The organism is Methylobacterium sp. EM32, from assembly GCF_040593685.1.
In the GTDB taxonomy this organism is placed as follows: Bacteria; Pseudomonadota; Alphaproteobacteria; order Rhizobiales; family Beijerinckiaceae; genus Methylobacterium.
Map to the genome: position 1 here is coordinate 15,771 of NZ_JBEXZS010000078.1, position 15,373 is coordinate 31,143.

Below are 15,373 nucleotides of genomic sequence, written 5' to 3' on the forward strand. Positions count from 1 at the left end.
GCTGCCGGCGAATCAAAGAGCTATAGAGTAGACTGAATGGCGCGGGATCCCCTCTCCCACTCGGGAGAGGGAGACGCGCTCGATCTTTGACCAATCGAGCCAAGCGGACGGCGTCTTACTCCGCGGCCTGCAACCACTCCGCCTGCCGCGGCTCCTCGCCCACCACCTCGTCGGTATGGACCTCGAACTTGGCGAGCCAGGCCGGACCGAAGCTCGTCGAGATCGCCACGTCGGTGGCGTCGCGGCCGCGCGCCATCACGATGCGGCCGATCCGCGGCGTGTTGTGGCGTGCGTCGAACGTGTACCAGCGCCCGCCCAAGTAGACCTCGAACCAGGCGGAAAAGTCCATCGGGTCCGGCACCGCCGGCACGCCGATGTCGCCGAGATAGCCGGTGCAGTAGCGCGCCGGAATGTTCATGCAGCGGCAGAAGGTGACGGCGAGGTGCGCGAAGTCGCGGCAGACGCCCTCGCGCTGGTTGAAGCCGTCCAGCGCCGAGCGGGTCGAATCGGCGCGCTGGTAGTCGAAGCGGATGTGGTTGTGGACGTAAGTCACGATGGCCTGGACGCGAGCCCATCCCTCGGGCGTGTTCCCGAACAGCTGCCAGGCGGTATTCGACAATTTGTCGGTGTCGCAGTAGCGGCTGGCGAGCAGGAAGGGCAGCACGTCGTCGGGCAGATCCTGCACCGGGTGCTGCACCGCGTCCGGCGCGTAATCGTCGACCTCACCGCTGTCCTGGACCAGGAAATCGGCCGAGAACGTGATGCGGCCGCCCGGTGCGGTGACGCGGGTGCAGAGATTGCCGAAGGAATCGACGAACTGATGCGCGGGGACCGGCGGGTCGATGGTCATGGTGTCGGGCGTGATCAGGTCGCCGGCCCGGTCGGGATGCACGTTGAGCATCAGGACCATCGGGGTCGGGCCGGGCGTGTCGAAGGCGATCGAGTAGCCGGTGCGGATCTTCATCGTGGGTCCACGCAAGTCGAAAAACGTGGTGCATAAAGTCCGAATCCGCGCCGTTGTTCCGAGTTCTCGCCCAGTTCGCCCCGCAGGTTTCGCCCAAATGTTGTGCAGGCGTCACAGCTCTGCGCTTGCGTCTGCTTCTCGACTCTCGCGTCAACCGCCCGTGAGAGTGCTGGCGAGGAGCTTCAGGTTCAGGACCACGATCACGGCGGCGATGGTCCAGGACAGGATTTTGAGCCAGGCCGGGATGACGAAGACCCCCATCTTGTTCTTGTCGGAGACGAAGCGGACCAGCGGGATCACCGCGAAGGGCAGCTGCATCGACAGGACGACCTGGCTCAAGACCAGCAACCGGGCGGTGCCCTCGTCGCCGTAGAGCCCGGTGACGATCACCACCGGCACGATGGCGATGCCGCGGGTGATGAGGCGGCGCGCCCAGTCGGGCAGGCGCAGCCGCAGGAAACCCTCCATCACGATCTGGCCGGCGAGGGTCGCGGTGACGGTGGAATTGAGGCCGGAGGCCAGGAGGGCGAGGGCGAACAGGGTCGAGGCGAGGCCGACGCCGAGGAGCGGCGAGAGCAGGGCGTGCGCCTCCTCGATCTCCTGCACGCCGGTATGGCCGGAGCCGTGGAAGACCTTGGCCGCCATGATCAGGATCGCCGCGTTGACGAAGAGCGCGAGGGTGAGCGCGATCGTCGAATCGGCGACCGCGAAGCGCAGCGCGCTGCGCCGGCCGGCCTCGTCGCGCGGATAGGCGCGGGTCTGCACGATCGAGGAGTGCAGGTAGAGGTTGTGCGGCATCACCGTGGCGCCGAGGATGCCGATGGCGAGGTAGAGCGCCGCCGGATCGGTGACGATCGTGGTGGACGGTACGAAGCCGCCGAGCACCTCGCGCACGGGCGGCGCCGCCATGGCGATCTGGATCGCGAAACAGGCGAAGATGATCGTCAAGAGCGCGATCACGAAGGCTTCGAGCGCGCGGAAGCCCCGGCGCATCAGGAGCAGGATCAGGAGGACGTCGAGGCCGGTCAGGATCGCGCCGGCGAGGAGCGGCAGGCCGAACAGCAGTTTCAGGGCGATGGCGGTGCCGATCACCTCGGCGAGGTCGCAGGCGATGATCGCCGCCTCGCAGGCGAGCCAGAGCGCGATGCCGACGGGACGCGAATAGGCATCGCGGCAGGCCTGCGCCAGGTCGCGGCCGGTGGCGATGCCGAGCCGCGCGGCGAGCGCCTGGAGCACCACCGCCATCAGGTTCGAGAGCAGGATGACGGCGAGCAGCGTGTAGCCGAACTGCGCCCCGCCGGCGATGTCGGTGGCCCAGTTGCCCGGGTCCATGTAACCGACCGACACCATGTAGCCGGGGCCGAGGAAGGCGAGCAGCCGCCGCGGCCAGGAGCCGGTGGTCCGCACCGGCACGCTCGCATTCATCGCCCCGAGGCTCGGCTCCGCCGCCTCAGCTCCGGCGCGCCACGCCCATCCGTCCCGCATCGACCCAGCTCTCCATCGCTCCAGCCACGCTCATATAGCCACTGCTATATTGATTTGAGAAGGCTGAATTCGAGGGGGCGATCGGGTCCGATCGCCGCGTCAGGGCCTCCGATCGCGAAAGAAGTCGCGCAGGAGCGCGGCGGCCTCGGTCTCGCGCAAGCCGCCATAGACCTCCGGGGCGTGATGGCAGGTCGGCTGATTGAAGAAGCGCGGGCCGTTCTCGACGGCGCCGCCCTTCGGGTCGGCGGCGGCGAAGTAGAGCCGGCGGATGCGCGCGAAGCTGATGGCGCCGGCGCACATCGCGCAGGGCTCCAGCGTGACGTAGAGGTCGCAGCCGGTCAGCCGCTCGTCGTCGAGCGCGGCGCAGGCGGCGCGGATCGCCAGGATCTCCGCATGCGCGGTCGGGTCGCGGTCGGCCCGGGGGCAGTTGCCGGCGACCGACAGGACGATGCCGTCCCGCATCACGACGGCGCCCACCGGCACCTCGCCGCGAGAGGCCGCCTCGCGGGCGGCGTCGAAGGCGAGGCCGAGGGGATCGGTGCGTGAAGCCCCGCTTGCGGACAGGTCCCCCCTTGCAAAATCGCGCATCGGTTCCACTCGCGTCGACAGACCCCGTCTGGTATCAGGCGCGCATGAACGACATCAACGACGACGAGACCGGGGCGCCGCAGCGGCGTCGCGGACGGGACGAGGCATCCGCGGGCTCCCCGGAGGGGCAGGCTTCCAACAAGCGTGGGACGGCCAAGGATGCGGCCCAAGGGGCTGCCAAGGCCGCGGCGCCGGCCGAGCCGGAGCCGGAGCGCATCGCCAAGGCGATCGCCCGGGCCGGCGTGGCCTCGCGCCGCGACGCGGAGGCGATGATCGCCGAGGGCCGCGTGACGCTGAACGGCGTCCGCCTCGACTCGCCGGCCGTGAACGTGACCCCGAGCGACCGCATCACGGTCGACGGCGAGCCGCTGCCGACCCGCGAGCGCACCCGGCTGTGGCTGTTCCACAAGCCCCGCGGCGTCGTCACCACCGCCCGCGACCCGGAAGGGCGCCAGACGGTGTTCGACGCGCTGCCCGAGGACATGCCCCGGGTGGTCGCCATCGGCCGGCTCGACATCAACACCGAGGGGCTCCTGCTCCTCACCAACGACGGCGGGCTCGCCAAGGTCATCGCCCATCCGGAGACCGGCTGGCTGCGCCGCTACCGCGTGCGCGCCTTCGGCGACGTCGATCAGGCGATGCTGGACGGCCTGCGTAAGGGCGTGACCATCGACGGGATGGAGTACGGCCCGGTCGAGGCGACCATCGACCGCGCGCAGGGCGACAACGTCTGGCTGACGCTCGGCCTGCGCGAGGGCAAGAACCGCGAGGTCAAGCGCATCCTCGAGCATCTCGGCCTGTCGGTGAACCGGCTGATCCGGCTCTCCTTCGGGCCGTTCCAGCTCGGCGAGCTCGAGGTCGGGCTGGTGGAGGAGATCCGCACCCGGGTGCTGAAGGACCAGCTCGGCACCACGCTCGCCGAGCAGGCCGGCGTCGACTTCACGAGTCCGGTGCGCGAGCCGATCGCGCCGTTCGGCTCGCCGAAGGCCGCCGCCCGGGCGGCGCAGGAGGGCGCGTCCCGCGGGCGCGACCCGGCCCGGCCGCAATTCGGCAAGCCCCCGGCCGCGCCGGCCGGCCGCCGGGCGCCGGTGCGGACAGTCTGGCGCGACCAGGAGGCCGAGGCCGCCGGCGACCTGCCGAATCGCGGCCGGGTGCACCGGCGCGGCGACAGCCCGCAGGAGATCCGCGCCGCCACCGCGGACGCGCCGCGCAAGCGCGTCGGCGCCATCGCCTCCGGCGACCGCCGGGTGCTGGTCGAGCGCCTGGTGGCCCAGCCGCAGGAGGAGGCGGCGCCGCATCGCCGCACCCGGTTCCGCGACGACGCCCCCAACCGCGGCCCGGGCGGCGACGACCGTCCGATGCGCCGCGACCGCGACGGCGGTTTTTCGCGAGGCGGCGCCAAGGCCGGCCTCGCCGATGACGGCGGCCGCGGGCGCGGCTTCGGCCGATCCGGCGGACGCCCGGACGGGGCCGAGGGCCGCGGCTTCGGAGCGAAGAGCTTCGGGGGCCGTGGCGGCGAAGGCCGGTCGTTCGAGGGCCGCTCCGGCGGCGAGGGCCGCGGCCACGGTGGCGGCGGGCGCTCGTTCGAGGGGCGTTCGGGCGAAGGTCGTCCTGGCGAAGGTCGTCCTGGCGGTGAAGGCCGGTCGTTCGGCGGCGGGAATCGCGGCTTCGGCGGCAAGGGCGAGGGCCGTCCCGGTGGCGGTGGCCGGTCCTTCGAGGGTCGTTCGGGCGGTGGCGAAGGCCGCGGCTTCGGCGGTGGCGGCCGGTCGTTCGATGGTCGTGCCGGTGGCGAGGGCCGCGGCCCCGGCGGCGGGCGCTCGTTCGAAGGGCGTTCCGGCGGCGAGGGGCGTTCCTTCGGCGGAAAGCCCGGCGGCGGCAAATCCTTCGGGGCTAAGCCGGGCGGAGGGAAGTCGTTCGGGGCTAAGCCCGGAGCCGGCAAGTCCTTCGGGGGCAAGTCCTTCGCCGGCAAGGGCGAGGGCCGTCCCGGCGGCGGCGGCCGGCCGGGGGGTAAGCCGTTCGGGGCCAAGCCCGGCGGCGGCTTCCGTTCCGGCGGCGGCGGCGGTGGCGGAAAGCCCGGCGGGCGCGGCGCGCGTCCCGGCGGCCGGCCGCCGCGCGGCTGAGCCTGACCGATGCGGATCGTCGGAGGAGACCTGCGCGGCCGCGGCCTCGCCGGGCCGCGCAGCGACGCGATCCGGCCGACCTCGGACCGCTTGCGCGAGGCGGTGTTCAACGTGCTCGCCCACGCCTACGACGATCCGGTCCCGGGCGCCCGCGTCCTCGACCTGTTCGCCGGGACCGGGGCGCTCGCCTGCGAGGCGATCTCCCGCGGCGCGGCCTTCGCGCTCCTCGTCGATGACGGGGCGGAGGCCCGCGGCGTGATCCGCCACAACCTCGACACCCTCGGACTCGGCGGCAGGACGCGGCTGTTTCGCCGCGACGCCACCCGCCTCGGCGCGGCCCCGCCCGGCGAGCCGTTCGGCCTCGTCTTCTGCGACCCGCCCTACGGGCGCGACCTTGCCCCGAAGGCCTTGGGCGCGGCCCGCGAGGGCGGCTGGCTCGGCAGCGACGCCCTCGCGGTGGTGGAGGAGGCGGCCTCTGCCGCCCTCGCCGTCCCTGAGGGTTTTTCGGAGCTGGAACGGCGGACCTACGGCGACACGCAGGTGGCGTTCTGGCGCCTCACGGCTTGACCATCTCGTCGAGCGCGGCCGCGAAGCTGCCGGCAGCGACACCGACGCCGCTCGCCGAGCGGTAGGCGCTCCCGACGCGGGTTCCTCCCGTCACCGCGGTGTGGATCCCGACCAGGGCCGCGCCGCCATCCGCGTCGAGCAGCAGCACCGGCGCGCCGGATTCCCCTGACATCGACTCGCACAGGTCGCTCAACAGGCCGGCGGCCGGGGCGTCGATCCGGACCGCGCAGCCGCGATGGATCACCGGCAGGAAGGGCCGGTCGGCGGCGTAGCCGGCGAGCGCCACCACCGCGCCGGGCCGGCTTCCCGGCAGGTCGGCATTCGGCAGCACGCGCCACGGCACGGGCTTCACGCCGAGGGGCTGGCACAGGGTGAGGATCACCCAGTCCCGCCCGATCATCTCCGGAGCGATCGATCCGTGAGCCGGCCGCGCCGCCGCCCGCAGGTCGATGCCAGGCGCGAGCCGGAACGCCTCGACCTCGGCGGTGCCGGCATTCAGGTCGCGGGCTTGGCCCGCGACGAAGTGGACCTGGTGCGGCTTGACCCAGCCGTCGAGGCGGACGTCGAACAAGCAATGGGCGGCGGTCAGCACGTGGCGCGGCCCGACGAGGGTGCCGGTGCAGTGACTGCGATGGGCCGGCCCCTGTACCACGTTCACCCGCCCGATCGCCGTGAACGGCCAGGCCGTGGGCTCCATCGGCACGCGCTTGTCCGGGGGAGGGGCGGGGACCTGCGCGGCGGCCGGGGCGGCGCATCCGAGCGCCAGGGCGAGGACGAGAGCCGGACGCACCCGACGTCCATGCGCCGGCCTCATCGTCGATGTCCAGAGCGTCATCGATTCTCCGTGCCTCGCACCGGTTCGAAGTCAGTGTTCGAGAGTCGCCATCCAAGATGAGAGCCGGAGATGGCGACGTGTAGAGCGTCCGCCCGGCCGCGGCCCCCGCTCGCGCGGCCCCCGCCTCATCCGATCGGGGAGGGGACCGGGCGATGCGATCATAAATTGTTCATCTTTGGCTGAAAGCCCGGAACTGTCAGGCTGCCGTCGAGGTTAATCCGCCGGGTACCAGTACAGATTTCTCAAGTCCGCCGCCACACTCACTGGAGGGGCTCGATGCCGCTGCACCAGACCATGCCGGCTGCCCGGCTGCGCGCCCTGCTCCTGGCGATGACGTCGGGTTGCCTGCTGATCGCCTCGAGCGCCGGGGCCCGGGCCGAGAATGACGGCATGGATTTCCTCCGTCAGATCTTCGGTGGCCCGTCCGCCGCCCCGGCGCCGGTGGCACAGCCCTACGTGGTCCAGCCCTACGACGCGCCGATCCGCCAGCGGGCGAGCCGGCGCAACCGCCTCGCGGTTCAGGCCAAGGCGTTGCGCGGCCGCACCCGCTACGTCGCCCTGCCGAAGGCCGAGGTGAAGCCGCAGAAAGAGGTGAAGCCGCTGCAGATCGCGGTGTCGCCGCTCAAGTCGCTCGATGCCCGCACTGCACTGATGCGCGACCCGACCCTGCGCCCGGGCGACATCGTCATCATGCCCGAGGGCCCGCGGGTGTTCCACGGCGATCCCGATTCCGACAAGCACAAGATGAGCGACTTCCAGGACGTGAACCGTCCCGGCGTGGTGGCGGCCAAGACCCGCAAGGAGTTGCTGGCGATGACGGCGCCGATCGGCGCGCTGCCGGCCGACGCCGCCCGCAGGATGATGGCGCAGTACCAGAAGGCCTCCGCCCCTGCTGTATCGACACCGCGCGTCGAGGCCGCGCTCGCCCGGGTGGTCTACCCGGCGCGCTGACCCTCCTGGCTTGCTCCCGCAGGGCCTGCGGCAACGAGGGTGTGACTCGGCGCGCGCGGCGCGGGGCGGAAGCCGGCCGCGCTTGCTAGGATGCGGCTGGCCGCAGGCAGGCGGCCTCCCGCGTCGAGTTGTGTCCGCATGTCGATTCCGAGCAGGGTTCCGAGCCGTCCGGCCAGGTTCCCGAACCGCGCGCCGTCTTCCGGTAAGATCTTGCGGCTTCCCGACCTCCTTCGTTCCCTGGCTCTGGCGGCTTCGCTGGCGGCCGGGGCGTTCTCCGTGCCGGCGCACGCCGCCGAGGGTTCGGTGCTGGTGGCGCAGTGCAAGAGCCTGCTGCGCGGCGCCAAGGTGCGGGGGGGCGAGGTCGAGTTCCGCCAGGATCCGGAGACCGTCGGCTGCTGGGCCTTCATGGGCGCGGTGCAGGATCTCGCCGGCGTCGCCGACACCGCCAACCAGCCGCCGATCCTCGGCGCCTGCCTGCCGCCCGACGGCAACCGGCTCCAGCTCGTCCGCGCAGTGGTGGCCTACGGCGCCGCCCATCCGCCGGCCCTGCGCGAGAATGCCGGCGTCCTGGCGCTGCTCGCCCTGCGCGACGCGTTCCCGTGCCGGAAAGACTAGGATCGTCCGGCGTTCAACGTCCGGCGCAGGTTCCGCCTCAGCGCGCAGGATTGCACCGTCGCCGAAGACGACCAGCCGGTAACGATCGATCCGGCGATATTGCATTTCGCGCCGAAAGGTTCCCGGCGATATTTGCTGCGGCTCCGCTTGCTCCCGTCGATGCGCTTCATACTCTTATTGGGGAGACGGGACGAGGCGCGGCCGTTGGCCGTTTCCTCTCCCGCGACCCGCTCGATCGGAGGATGAACATGGCCAACGCCGACAGGCACAACATGGGTCCCGGGGCGCAGGGCAAGGGCTCCGGCACCGGCGCCATGACCGAGCTGCCCGAGGGCATCCTCGAGGAGAACATGGTGCTGAGCAACCGCGACAAGGCCCAGCACGGGACGGCGCGCGGCCTCGACAGCAAGCACGTCCAGACCGAGCAGTACCACGACCACGCGTCCAATCGGCGCAACTTCGACCAGACGATGCCCGACGGGGGAGCGCAGAACACCAGCGGCCTGGAAGCCCCGATGACGACGACGTCCGGCGACGACAGCGCGTCGGTGCGGCGTCAGCAGAAGTAGGGCGGCGGGGTCGTCCGTGTCCGAGGAGCCCCCATCCCCCAGAGGGGCGGGGGCTTCCTCGTGAGCCGACGCAGGACCTATCCCATCCACGACCTCAGGACGAGGATGTCAGTGGGATGAGGTCAAACAGGTTATGACATCTTCCAAATCAGTCCGCGGCCGCGAAATGGGTCCGGAATGACCTGGAGGATCGAAGGATCCTTGGAAATTCTATCTACCAGCCTCGCCCGGCCGGCGATCAGGGATTGCCCCGCAAACCGCTCGCCAGCTCGCGATTGATGTTGATCAGGGCGGTCAGCTTGTCCGCGCTGGGGTCGATCATCGCGTCGAGGGTGCGGGTGAACACGAAGGCACCGAGGCGGGCCATCGCGGATTTCAACTCCTCCGGCAGGGGCGCGTCCGGCTCCGTCGCGGCGGAGGAGAGCAGCGTCCAGACCTTGCGGTTGAAGCCGAGAGCGTCGTTCAGCGTCGTCTGCTGGACGTCCCAATTGTCCTGGATCATCTGCAGGCGGGCCGCCGCCTTGATCAGGACCGCGGCCTCTGCCTCGCGGGGTGTCAGCGCCACCTGGGCCGTTCGCGCGTAGGCGTTCGCCGCGTAGCTCATCGTCTGCCTCTCCGGCTGGCCGCTGAAGCGGGCCCGGAGGCAGGTCTGCCATCGATTTGTTAAGCTAGGGTTGTGAAACAGGGCCGACGTTGCGGCACCCGGAATGCTCCACAGGCCGGTGATTCGCCCTCAAACCGCTACGATGTCGGCGCAAGGACCGGCCGCTATGCTGAATTTCCTCCTCGGCGCCGTCGCGGGCGCATTGATGGCCGCCGTCGCGACGGTGGCGGCCCTGCGCAATCCGGAGACTCAGGTGAGGATGGGCCTCGTGCGGGCCGAGCCGGTGACGATCCAGACGCGGCGTCCGGATCCCGTCTGCCCGCCGCCTCCGGTGCAGACCCATGTCCAGGCTGGAAGCCCGCAGATCGGCCATCCGGACATGCTGTTCGCCCGGCGCCGGTTCTGGTCGGTGGCGCCGTGAGGGCCGGCGCCACGACGATTTCGACCGCCTGAAGGCGAACGCCGTCGAAAAAGGCCTCCGAAAAAGGCCTCTCAGCGCGCCTCAGACGCTGCTGAGCAGCAGCATCACCACCGTCGTGGCCGCGGTCGAGCCGAGAAAGCCGCAGAGCGCCGCGGTGAAGGAGTGGGCACCGGCGGTCGGGGCGGAGAGGCGGGACTCGGACGAGGTCTGGCTGGCGCTGGTCATGGCGAGGATTCCGATCCGGCGCGCCGACATCGCGGCAACGCCCGGTGAGAGTGATGGGTTAATCGCGGGTGAAACGGTGTGCGCTACGGCACGCGCTCAATCGCAGCGGAAGAACCGCTTCTCCTGGCGTACCGAGCGCAGGGCGCTCTTGAGATCGACCGAGGCGACGCCGAGGCCGCACTCGTCGAGACGGTCGCGGGCGTCCTCGTAGCGGTCCTCGGCATCGCCGAGGTTGTCGCAGACCCGGTCGCGATCGCCGATGCGGGCATCCTGCCGGGCCTGGAACCGCAGGGCACCGGCCTCGTCGATCTTGCGCTGGGCACCGATGCAGGCCGGCTGGGCGAGCGCCGGGCCGGCGAGCAGGAGGAGAGCGGCGGCGAGCGGCCAGCCGAGCGGGAGACGACGCGGTGTGGTCATCGCTGAACTCACGAACTGGTTTGGGATCACAGCTGCGGCGATCTGCCTCAAGGATGAAGCGTGATGCCAAGCTTGCTTATTGTGACCGAGGAACGTCGGGGGCGCCCGCGGGGTTCCGCGCAAAACTGCTCAGATGGTCGGCAGGGGACGCGCGCTTAAGGTGAGCGCAGCGAGGTGAGACCGCGCGGTGTCAGGTCGCGGTGCGTCGCCGCCGCGTCGCGCGGATCGTCTCCAGCGTCACCGGCCGGAACTCCCAGGCATCGACGCCGACGTCGTATTGCCGGGTCGCGGGTTTCAGCTTGCCATGCGAGTGGCCGTGCAGGTTCACGACGCCCCGACCCATCCGGTTCCAGGTTCGGAAGGCATAGTGGCACAGGACGAGGTGCTGCCCGTCGACGTCGATCTCCGCGTAATGCGCGGTGCTGAGCCACCCGCGCGCCGCAAGGGTCGACGGGCCGTCGTTGTTGCCGACGATCAGGTGCTTCTGTCCGTTGAGGCCTGAGAGCAGGGCCTGGACCCGCTCCGGCGGCGGTCCCAGCGCGAAGTCGCCGAGATGCCAGACCGTGTCGTCCGGCTCCACCACGGCGTTCCAGTTCTCGACCAGAGCCGCGTCATGGGTCGCGAGATCGGGAAAAGGCCGCCGGTCGATGCGCAGCACCCGCGGGTCGCCGAAATGGGTGTCGCTGGTGAAGTAGGTCGTCATGGGATCGGGTCATCGTACGGAGCTGCCCTCCGCAAAGCGCGGCGGGCGGCGGGGTTCCGGTTCGGCCTGCCCGTTGCACAGCACCGTGTCCCGCGTATCGTGCCGTGTCCTGCCCAGCCATGGGCCTTCGAATCCTTCCCACTTCCGAGGCGGTGAGCTTGCGCAGCGCGATCGTTCTGGGCGCCGGCATGGTCGGCATCGGCACCGCCCTCCACCTGCAGCAGCGCGGCTGGTCGGTCGCCCTCGTCGATCGCGGGGAGCCGGGGCGGGAGACCAGTTTCGGCAATGCCGGGATCATCCAGAGCGAGGCGGTGGAGCCCTACGCCATGCCGCGCGATCTGGCGACGCTGTGGGCGATCGCCACCGGGCGCAGCAACGACGTCCATTACGAGATCCGCTCCCTTCACCGGCATGCGGGGCCGCTCCTGCGCTACTGGTGGCATTCGAGCCCCCGCCGCCACGCCGCCGCGGCGCAGGCTTATGCGCGCCTCATCGCGCACGCCGTCCCCGAGCACGCGGCGCTGATCGAGGCGGCGGGAGCCGCCGACCTCGTCCGCCGGGGCGGCTTTCGCGCGCTCCACCGCGAGACACGGGCGATGGACGAGGCCGTGGCGGAGGCCGAGCGCCTGCGGGCGCGCTACGGAATCCGCGCGCGGGCACTGTCGCCGACCGACCTCGCGGCGGCCGAGCCGGTCTTGAAACAGACGGGGGCGGGGGCGATCCACTGGGAGGATCCGTGGTCGGTCCGGGACCCGGGCGCGCTCGTCTCGGCCTACGCCGCCCTGTTCGCCCGGCGCGGCGGGACGCTGCTCAAGGCCGAGGCGGACAGCCTCGCGCCGGCCGGGCGGGGCTGGAGCGTGCGGAATGCGGACGGTGTGCACAAGGCCGAGGCCGCGGTGGTGGCGCTCGGACCGTGGTCGCCGGTTCTCCTGCGCCGCTTCGGCTACCGGATCGCGATGGTGCGCAAGCGCGGCTACCACCGCCACTGGCGCCCCGCCCGCACTCTGGAGCTGCCGCTCCTCGACGCGCAGAACGGCTACGTTCTCGCCCCGATGGCCGCGGGCCTGCGCCTCACCACCGGGGCCGAGCTGGCAGGGCCGGACGCCTCGACCGGCCCGGTCCAGCTCGCCCGGGCCGAGGCCGAAGCGGGCGGCCTCCTCGATCTCGGCGCGCCGCGGGAGAACGCCCCCTGGTCCGGCATCCGCCCCTGCATGCCCGACATGCTGCCGGTCGTCGGGGCGGCGCCGCGCCACCCGGGCCTGTGGTTCCATTTCGGCCACGGCCACCAGGGCTTCACCCTCGGCCCGGCCTCCGGCCGCCTCCTGGCCGAGGCGATGTCGGGCGAGACGCCGATGGTCGAGGCGGCGCCGTTCAGGCCGGGGCGTCGGTGACGGGCAAGGCACGGACGGCTCTGACCCATCGTCCATAGTATGGGTTTTCGGCGAAAAGCTTATCAAGGCTGGTCCGATCGGCATCGTACAAAGGCTTTTCGGCGGCGAGGCCGGGCCTCCGGCCGCGATCCCCGCCCGGAACCGGCAGCGCCCGGGCTGGACAGGACGCGGCTGTCGTCGTTTCCTGGCATCCGAAAAAACCATCGGGGGGATGTCATGCGCAGGGCTACGATCCAGGGTGCGGCGGTTCTCTGCCTGTTGCTGCCCGCAGCCGCGACGGCGCAGACCGCCACGAACCTCGTCGCCCTCCAGGGGCTCGCCCCGGTGAGCGCCTTGCCACAGACGCCGGAGGGGAAGGCCGCGCTCGCTGCCAACCTGCAGGTGACGGGCGCGATCCAGTTCGGCAGCCACCCGCAGCCGCACCTCCTGCCGCTCGACCAGCAGCGCCAGCTCGCGCTCCGCGACTGCTTCATCACCGACGGCAACGCGACCGAGCTCGCCGACGGGCTCGGCAGCCGGCTCGGGGCGATCTACCAGGACAAGGCGCGCTACGCCGACTACAAGACGTTCAGCAACGTGACGCAATCGGTCGCCGACCTGCTCGGCTACACCAACAACATCACGAAATCGGATTCGAATTCCGGAAAATACTTCTTCGCCAACGGCACGACCGACGGCAAGAAAGCCGTCTCGGAGGCGGCCGCCGGCATCTTCGCGGGCCGGGGCGGCGTGCCGGACGTGTTCGGCAAGGCCTATGACCGCCCGGCCGGCAGCACGGGGGCCGACGCCTACGGCAATTCCCGGCCGTTCCAGACCCTGCCGCAGCTCTACGCCTATCGCGGCGACGACTACTTCACGCGCACCTCGCACAGCCTCGACTGGCTGCACGGGCCGAGCCAGAACCTGACCGACAGCCCGTCCTATCCGAGCGGCCACACCACCTACGGCTACACCGAGTCGCTCGTCCTCGCGCTGCTGGTGCCGGAGCGTTACCAGCAGATGATCGTGCGGGCGGCCGAGTACGGCAACAACCGCATCGTCGTCGGCGCGCATTACGCCATGGACGTGCTCGGCGGGCGCACGGTGGCCCTGCACGCGGTCGCCCACCTGCTCGCCAACGATCCGGCCTATGTCGGCCAGATCCGCAAGAACCCCGCGGTCATCAACGAGATGAGCCGGCAGACCAACGACGCGGTCGCGATCACCGATTACCGCGCGGCCCTGGAGGCGGCACGCAACGACCTCGCATCCGTGCTGAAGGATGCGTGCGGCGACGCGGTGGCGGCTTGTGCTGCCACCGATACGAGCCGGTTCAAGGATGCGGCGGCCAACGAGGCCTTCTACAACACCACGCAGACCTACGGCCTGCCGGTGGTCCACGCCAAGACCGCGAACACCGTCGAGGACGTGGGCAAGCTCGCCCCCGAAGCCGGCCACCTGCTGACCGCGGCCTTCCCGTCCTTGAGCCTCGCGGAGGCGAACACGATCCTCACCGAGACGCAGGGGCCGGGCGGCGGCTTCCTCGACGACGGCTCGGCCTTCGGGGTCTATTCGCGCCTGAACCTCTACGCCGCCGCCGGCAAGGCGGCGGCCCTCGCCGCGTCGAAGCGCCCGCAGCAGCAGACGACCCGCTGACCTCCTCATCCTCGACCTGCGCAGCGGAGTGAACGATGCCCAGCCTCCTCGACCCGATCCGCCTCGGCGCGCTCCCCGCGCGCAACCGGGTGCTCATGGCGCCGCTCACCCGGGCGCGCTCGACCCGCGACCACGTGCCGACCGCCTTGATGGTCGATTACTACGCCCAGCGCGCCTCGGCGGGCCTCATCCTCTCCGAGGCGACCGGGATCAGCGCGCAAGGCCTCGGCTGGCCCTACGCGCCCGGGATCTGGAATTCCGAGCAGGTCGAGGCCTGGCGGCCAATCACCGCCGCCGTGCATGCGGGCGGCGGATTGATCGCGTGCCAGCTCTGGCACATGGGGCGGGTGGTTCATCCGAGCCTGCCCGGGCGCGGCCAGCCGGTCTCGTCCTCGGCCACCACGATGCCGGGCCTCGCACGCACCTACGAGGGCAAGGCGCCCCATGTCGAGGCGCGCGCGATGACCGAGGACGACATCCGGGCGGTCCTCGACGATTACCGCCAGGCGGCCCGCAACGCGCTGGAGGCCGGCTTCGACGGCGTGCAGATCCACGCCGCGAACGGCTACCTGATCGACCAGTTCCTGCGCGACAACGCCAATTTCCGCACCGACCGCTACGGCGGTTCGATCGAGAACCGGATCCGGCTCCTGCGCGAGGTCGTGGCGGCGGTGGCCGAGATCGTCGGCCCCGAGCGCACCGGCGTGCGCCTGTCGCCGAACGAGGAGCGCCAGGGGGTGAACGACAGCAACCCCGAGCCGCTGTTCGAGGCGGCGTCCGCGGCGCTCTCCGAACTCGGAATCGCCTTCCTGGAGGTGCGCGAGCCCGATTACGACGGCACCAACGGCAAGGCCGAGCGCCCGCCGGTGGCGCCGCGGATGCGGGCGGCGTTCCGGGGCGCCTTCGTGCTCAATTCCGACTATGACGGCGCCCGCGGCCAAGCCGCCCTCGATGCCGGCGCGGCCGACGCGATCGCGTTCGGCCGCCCCTTCATCGCCAATCCCGACCTGCCGCGGCGGATCGCCGAGGGGTTGCCGCTGTCGGCCGATGATATCGAGACCTGGTACACCGGCGGGGCCAAGGGCTACGTCGATTATCCGCCGGCGGCGTGATGGAAAATACGTCTCCACGGCTGTCCGGCAAAAGGAAGAGGCGCGATTCCTCCTCTCCCCGCGGGCGGGGAGAGGGCCGAGCTGCCGTATAGGCGGCTCGGCGAGCAGCGAACCGCAGGTTCGCCGCGAGGGTGAGGGGGTGTTTCCGGGGGAGCCTCATCCGTCGAGACC

Annotated in this window: 17 protein-coding genes; 9 read left to right on the forward strand and 8 right to left on the reverse strand. The window is 71.2% G+C overall.

Going from position 1 to position 15,373, the window contains the following annotated elements; translation table 11 throughout:
* Window positions 1–115: 115 nt before the first annotated feature.
* From ABZT49_RS11470 to ABZT49_RS11480, 3 genes are all read right to left on the reverse strand, one after another.
* Window positions 116–964, reverse strand: coding sequence for a transglutaminase family protein (locus tag ABZT49_RS11470; protein ID WP_355286196.1), 849 nt, complete (start codon window positions 962–964; stop codon window positions 116–118).
* Between the two features lie 150 nt (window positions 965–1,114).
* Window positions 1,115–2,449 carry an Nramp family divalent metal transporter gene (locus ABZT49_RS11475; RefSeq protein ID WP_355286197.1) on the reverse strand — a complete coding sequence of 445 codons (1,335 nt, stop codon included), beginning with the start codon at window positions 2,447–2,449 and terminating at the stop codon, window positions 1,115–1,117.
* 99 nt (window positions 2,450–2,548) lie between these two features.
* Window positions 2,549–3,037, reverse strand: a complete 489-nt coding sequence (locus ABZT49_RS11480; protein WP_355286198.1) for a nucleoside deaminase — start codon at window positions 3,035–3,037, stop codon at window positions 2,549–2,551.
* A gap of 44 nt (window positions 3,038–3,081) precedes the next feature.
* Between ABZT49_RS11480 and ABZT49_RS11485 the strand changes: the two genes are divergently transcribed.
* Together ABZT49_RS11485 and rsmD are read left to right on the forward strand one after the other, a co-directional pair.
* Window positions 3,082–5,157 (forward strand): pseudouridine synthase, encoded by a 2,076-nt coding sequence (locus tag ABZT49_RS11485; RefSeq protein WP_355286199.1) that lies wholly within the window; start codon window positions 3,082–3,084, stop codon window positions 5,155–5,157.
* A gap of 9 nt (window positions 5,158–5,166) precedes the next feature.
* Window positions 5,167–5,724 carry a 16S rRNA (guanine(966)-N(2))-methyltransferase RsmD gene (gene rsmD / locus ABZT49_RS11490; RefSeq protein ID WP_355286200.1) on the forward strand — a complete coding sequence of 186 codons (558 nt, stop codon included), beginning with the start codon at window positions 5,167–5,169 and terminating at the stop codon, window positions 5,722–5,724.
* Here rsmD and ABZT49_RS11495 read toward each other — a convergent pair.
* The gene (locus ABZT49_RS11495) at window positions 5,714–6,559 is read right to left on the reverse strand and encodes a trypsin-like serine protease (protein ID WP_355286201.1); all 846 of its coding nucleotides are present in this window, start codon (window positions 6,557–6,559) and stop codon (window positions 5,714–5,716) included. The two genes, rsmD and ABZT49_RS11495, sit on opposite strands and share 11 nt — an antisense overlap.
* A gap of 276 nt (window positions 6,560–6,835) precedes the next feature.
* Here ABZT49_RS11495 and ABZT49_RS11500 point away from each other — a divergent pair, with 276 nt between their 5' ends.
* The 3 genes from ABZT49_RS11500 (at window position 6,836) to ABZT49_RS11510 (ending at window position 8,694) form a co-directional block, all read left to right on the forward strand.
* On the forward strand, window positions 6,836–7,510 hold the full coding sequence (locus ABZT49_RS11500) for a hypothetical protein (protein WP_355286202.1): 675 nt from the start codon (window positions 6,836–6,838) through the stop codon (window positions 7,508–7,510).
* Between the two features lie 210 nt (window positions 7,511–7,720).
* Window positions 7,721–8,125: a Rap1a/Tai family immunity protein gene (locus ABZT49_RS11505; RefSeq protein ID WP_355286203.1), complete on the forward strand. Its 405-nt coding sequence runs from the start codon at window positions 7,721–7,723 to the stop codon at window positions 8,123–8,125.
* A 248-nt stretch (window positions 8,126–8,373) separates the two neighbouring features.
* A complete protein-coding gene (locus tag ABZT49_RS11510; RefSeq protein ID WP_355286204.1) occupies window positions 8,374–8,694 on the forward strand; it encodes a hypothetical protein in 321 nt (106 codons plus the stop codon).
* Between the two features lie 238 nt (window positions 8,695–8,932).
* Here ABZT49_RS11510 and flaF read toward each other — a convergent pair whose 3' ends face one another.
* Entirely contained in the window at window positions 8,933–9,298 is a 366-nt protein-coding gene (gene flaF, locus ABZT49_RS11515) for a flagellar biosynthesis regulator FlaF (RefSeq protein ID WP_109972441.1), read from the reverse strand.
* A 166-nt stretch (window positions 9,299–9,464) separates the two neighbouring features.
* On the opposite strand from flaF, the gene ABZT49_RS11520 reads away from it, so the two are divergent.
* Window positions 9,465–9,719, forward strand: a complete 255-nt coding sequence (locus tag ABZT49_RS11520) for a hypothetical protein (RefSeq protein WP_355286205.1) — start codon at window positions 9,465–9,467, stop codon at window positions 9,717–9,719.
* An 81-nt stretch (window positions 9,720–9,800) separates the two neighbouring features.
* Here the strand turns inward: ABZT49_RS11520 and ABZT49_RS11525 are convergent, their stop codons facing one another.
* The 3 genes from ABZT49_RS11525 to ABZT49_RS11535 form a co-directional block, all read right to left on the reverse strand.
* Window positions 9,801–9,944 carry a hypothetical protein gene (locus ABZT49_RS11525; RefSeq protein WP_177303226.1) on the reverse strand — a complete coding sequence of 48 codons (144 nt, stop codon included), beginning with the start codon at window positions 9,942–9,944 and terminating at the stop codon, window positions 9,801–9,803.
* Window positions 9,945–10,040: 96 nt separating this feature from the next.
* Window positions 10,041–10,361 carry a hypothetical protein gene (locus tag ABZT49_RS11530; RefSeq protein WP_109972439.1) on the reverse strand — a complete coding sequence of 107 codons (321 nt, stop codon included), beginning with the start codon at window positions 10,359–10,361 and terminating at the stop codon, window positions 10,041–10,043.
* A 190-nt stretch (window positions 10,362–10,551) separates the two neighbouring features.
* Window positions 10,552–11,064, reverse strand: coding sequence for a metallophosphoesterase family protein (locus ABZT49_RS11535; protein WP_355286206.1), 513 nt, complete (start codon window positions 11,062–11,064; stop codon window positions 10,552–10,554).
* Between the two features lie 158 nt (window positions 11,065–11,222).
* On the opposite strand from ABZT49_RS11535, the gene ABZT49_RS11540 reads away from it, so the two are divergent.
* The 3 genes from ABZT49_RS11540 (at window position 11,223) to ABZT49_RS11550 (ending at window position 15,202) form a co-directional block, all read left to right on the forward strand.
* A complete protein-coding gene (locus ABZT49_RS11540) occupies window positions 11,223–12,455 on the forward strand; it encodes an FAD-binding oxidoreductase (protein ID WP_355286207.1) in 1,233 nt (410 codons plus the stop codon).
* Between the two features lie 216 nt (window positions 12,456–12,671).
* Window positions 12,672–14,090, forward strand: coding sequence for a phosphatase PAP2 family protein (locus ABZT49_RS11545; protein ID WP_355286208.1), 1,419 nt, complete (start codon window positions 12,672–12,674; stop codon window positions 14,088–14,090).
* A gap of 35 nt (window positions 14,091–14,125) precedes the next feature.
* The gene (locus ABZT49_RS11550; RefSeq protein ID WP_355286209.1) at window positions 14,126–15,202 is read left to right on the forward strand and encodes an alkene reductase; all 1,077 of its coding nucleotides are present in this window, start codon (window positions 14,126–14,128) and stop codon (window positions 15,200–15,202) included.
* Window positions 15,203–15,373: the final 171 nt, after the last annotated feature.

Coding starts and splice junctions, on each gene's coding strand:
- ABZT49_RS11470 (WP_355286196.1), bottom strand. CDS start 964: ATGAAGATCCGCACCGGCTACTCGATCGCCTTCGACACGCCCGGCCCG.
- ABZT49_RS11475 (WP_355286197.1), bottom strand. CDS start 2,449: ATGCGGGACGGATGGGCGTGGCGCGCCGGAGCTGAGGCGGCGGAGCCG.
- ABZT49_RS11480 (WP_355286198.1), bottom strand. CDS start 3,037: ATGCGCGATTTTGCAAGGGGGGACCTGTCCGCAAGCGGGGCTTCACGC.
- ABZT49_RS11485 (WP_355286199.1), top strand. CDS start 3,082: ATGAACGACATCAACGACGACGAGACCGGGGCGCCGCAGCGGCGTCGC.
- rsmD (WP_355286200.1), top strand. CDS start 5,167: ATGCGGATCGTCGGAGGAGACCTGCGCGGCCGCGGCCTCGCCGGGCCG.
- ABZT49_RS11495 (WP_355286201.1), bottom strand. CDS start 6,559: ATGACGCTCTGGACATCGACGATGAGGCCGGCGCATGGACGTCGGGTG.
- ABZT49_RS11500 (WP_355286202.1), top strand. CDS start 6,836: ATGCCGCTGCACCAGACCATGCCGGCTGCCCGGCTGCGCGCCCTGCTC.
- ABZT49_RS11510 (WP_355286204.1), top strand. CDS start 8,374: ATGGCCAACGCCGACAGGCACAACATGGGTCCCGGGGCGCAGGGCAAG.
- flaF (WP_109972441.1), bottom strand. CDS start 9,298: ATGAGCTACGCGGCGAACGCCTACGCGCGAACGGCCCAGGTGGCGCTG.
- ABZT49_RS11520 (WP_355286205.1), top strand. CDS start 9,465: ATGCTGAATTTCCTCCTCGGCGCCGTCGCGGGCGCATTGATGGCCGCC.
- ABZT49_RS11525 (WP_177303226.1), bottom strand. CDS start 9,944: ATGACCAGCGCCAGCCAGACCTCGTCCGAGTCCCGCCTCTCCGCCCCG.
- ABZT49_RS11530 (WP_109972439.1), bottom strand. CDS start 10,361: ATGACCACACCGCGTCGTCTCCCGCTCGGCTGGCCGCTCGCCGCCGCT.
- ABZT49_RS11535 (WP_355286206.1), bottom strand. CDS start 11,064: ATGACGACCTACTTCACCAGCGACACCCATTTCGGCGACCCGCGGGTG.
- ABZT49_RS11545 (WP_355286208.1), top strand. CDS start 12,672: ATGCGCAGGGCTACGATCCAGGGTGCGGCGGTTCTCTGCCTGTTGCTG.
- ABZT49_RS11550 (WP_355286209.1), top strand. CDS start 14,126: ATGCCCAGCCTCCTCGACCCGATCCGCCTCGGCGCGCTCCCCGCGCGC.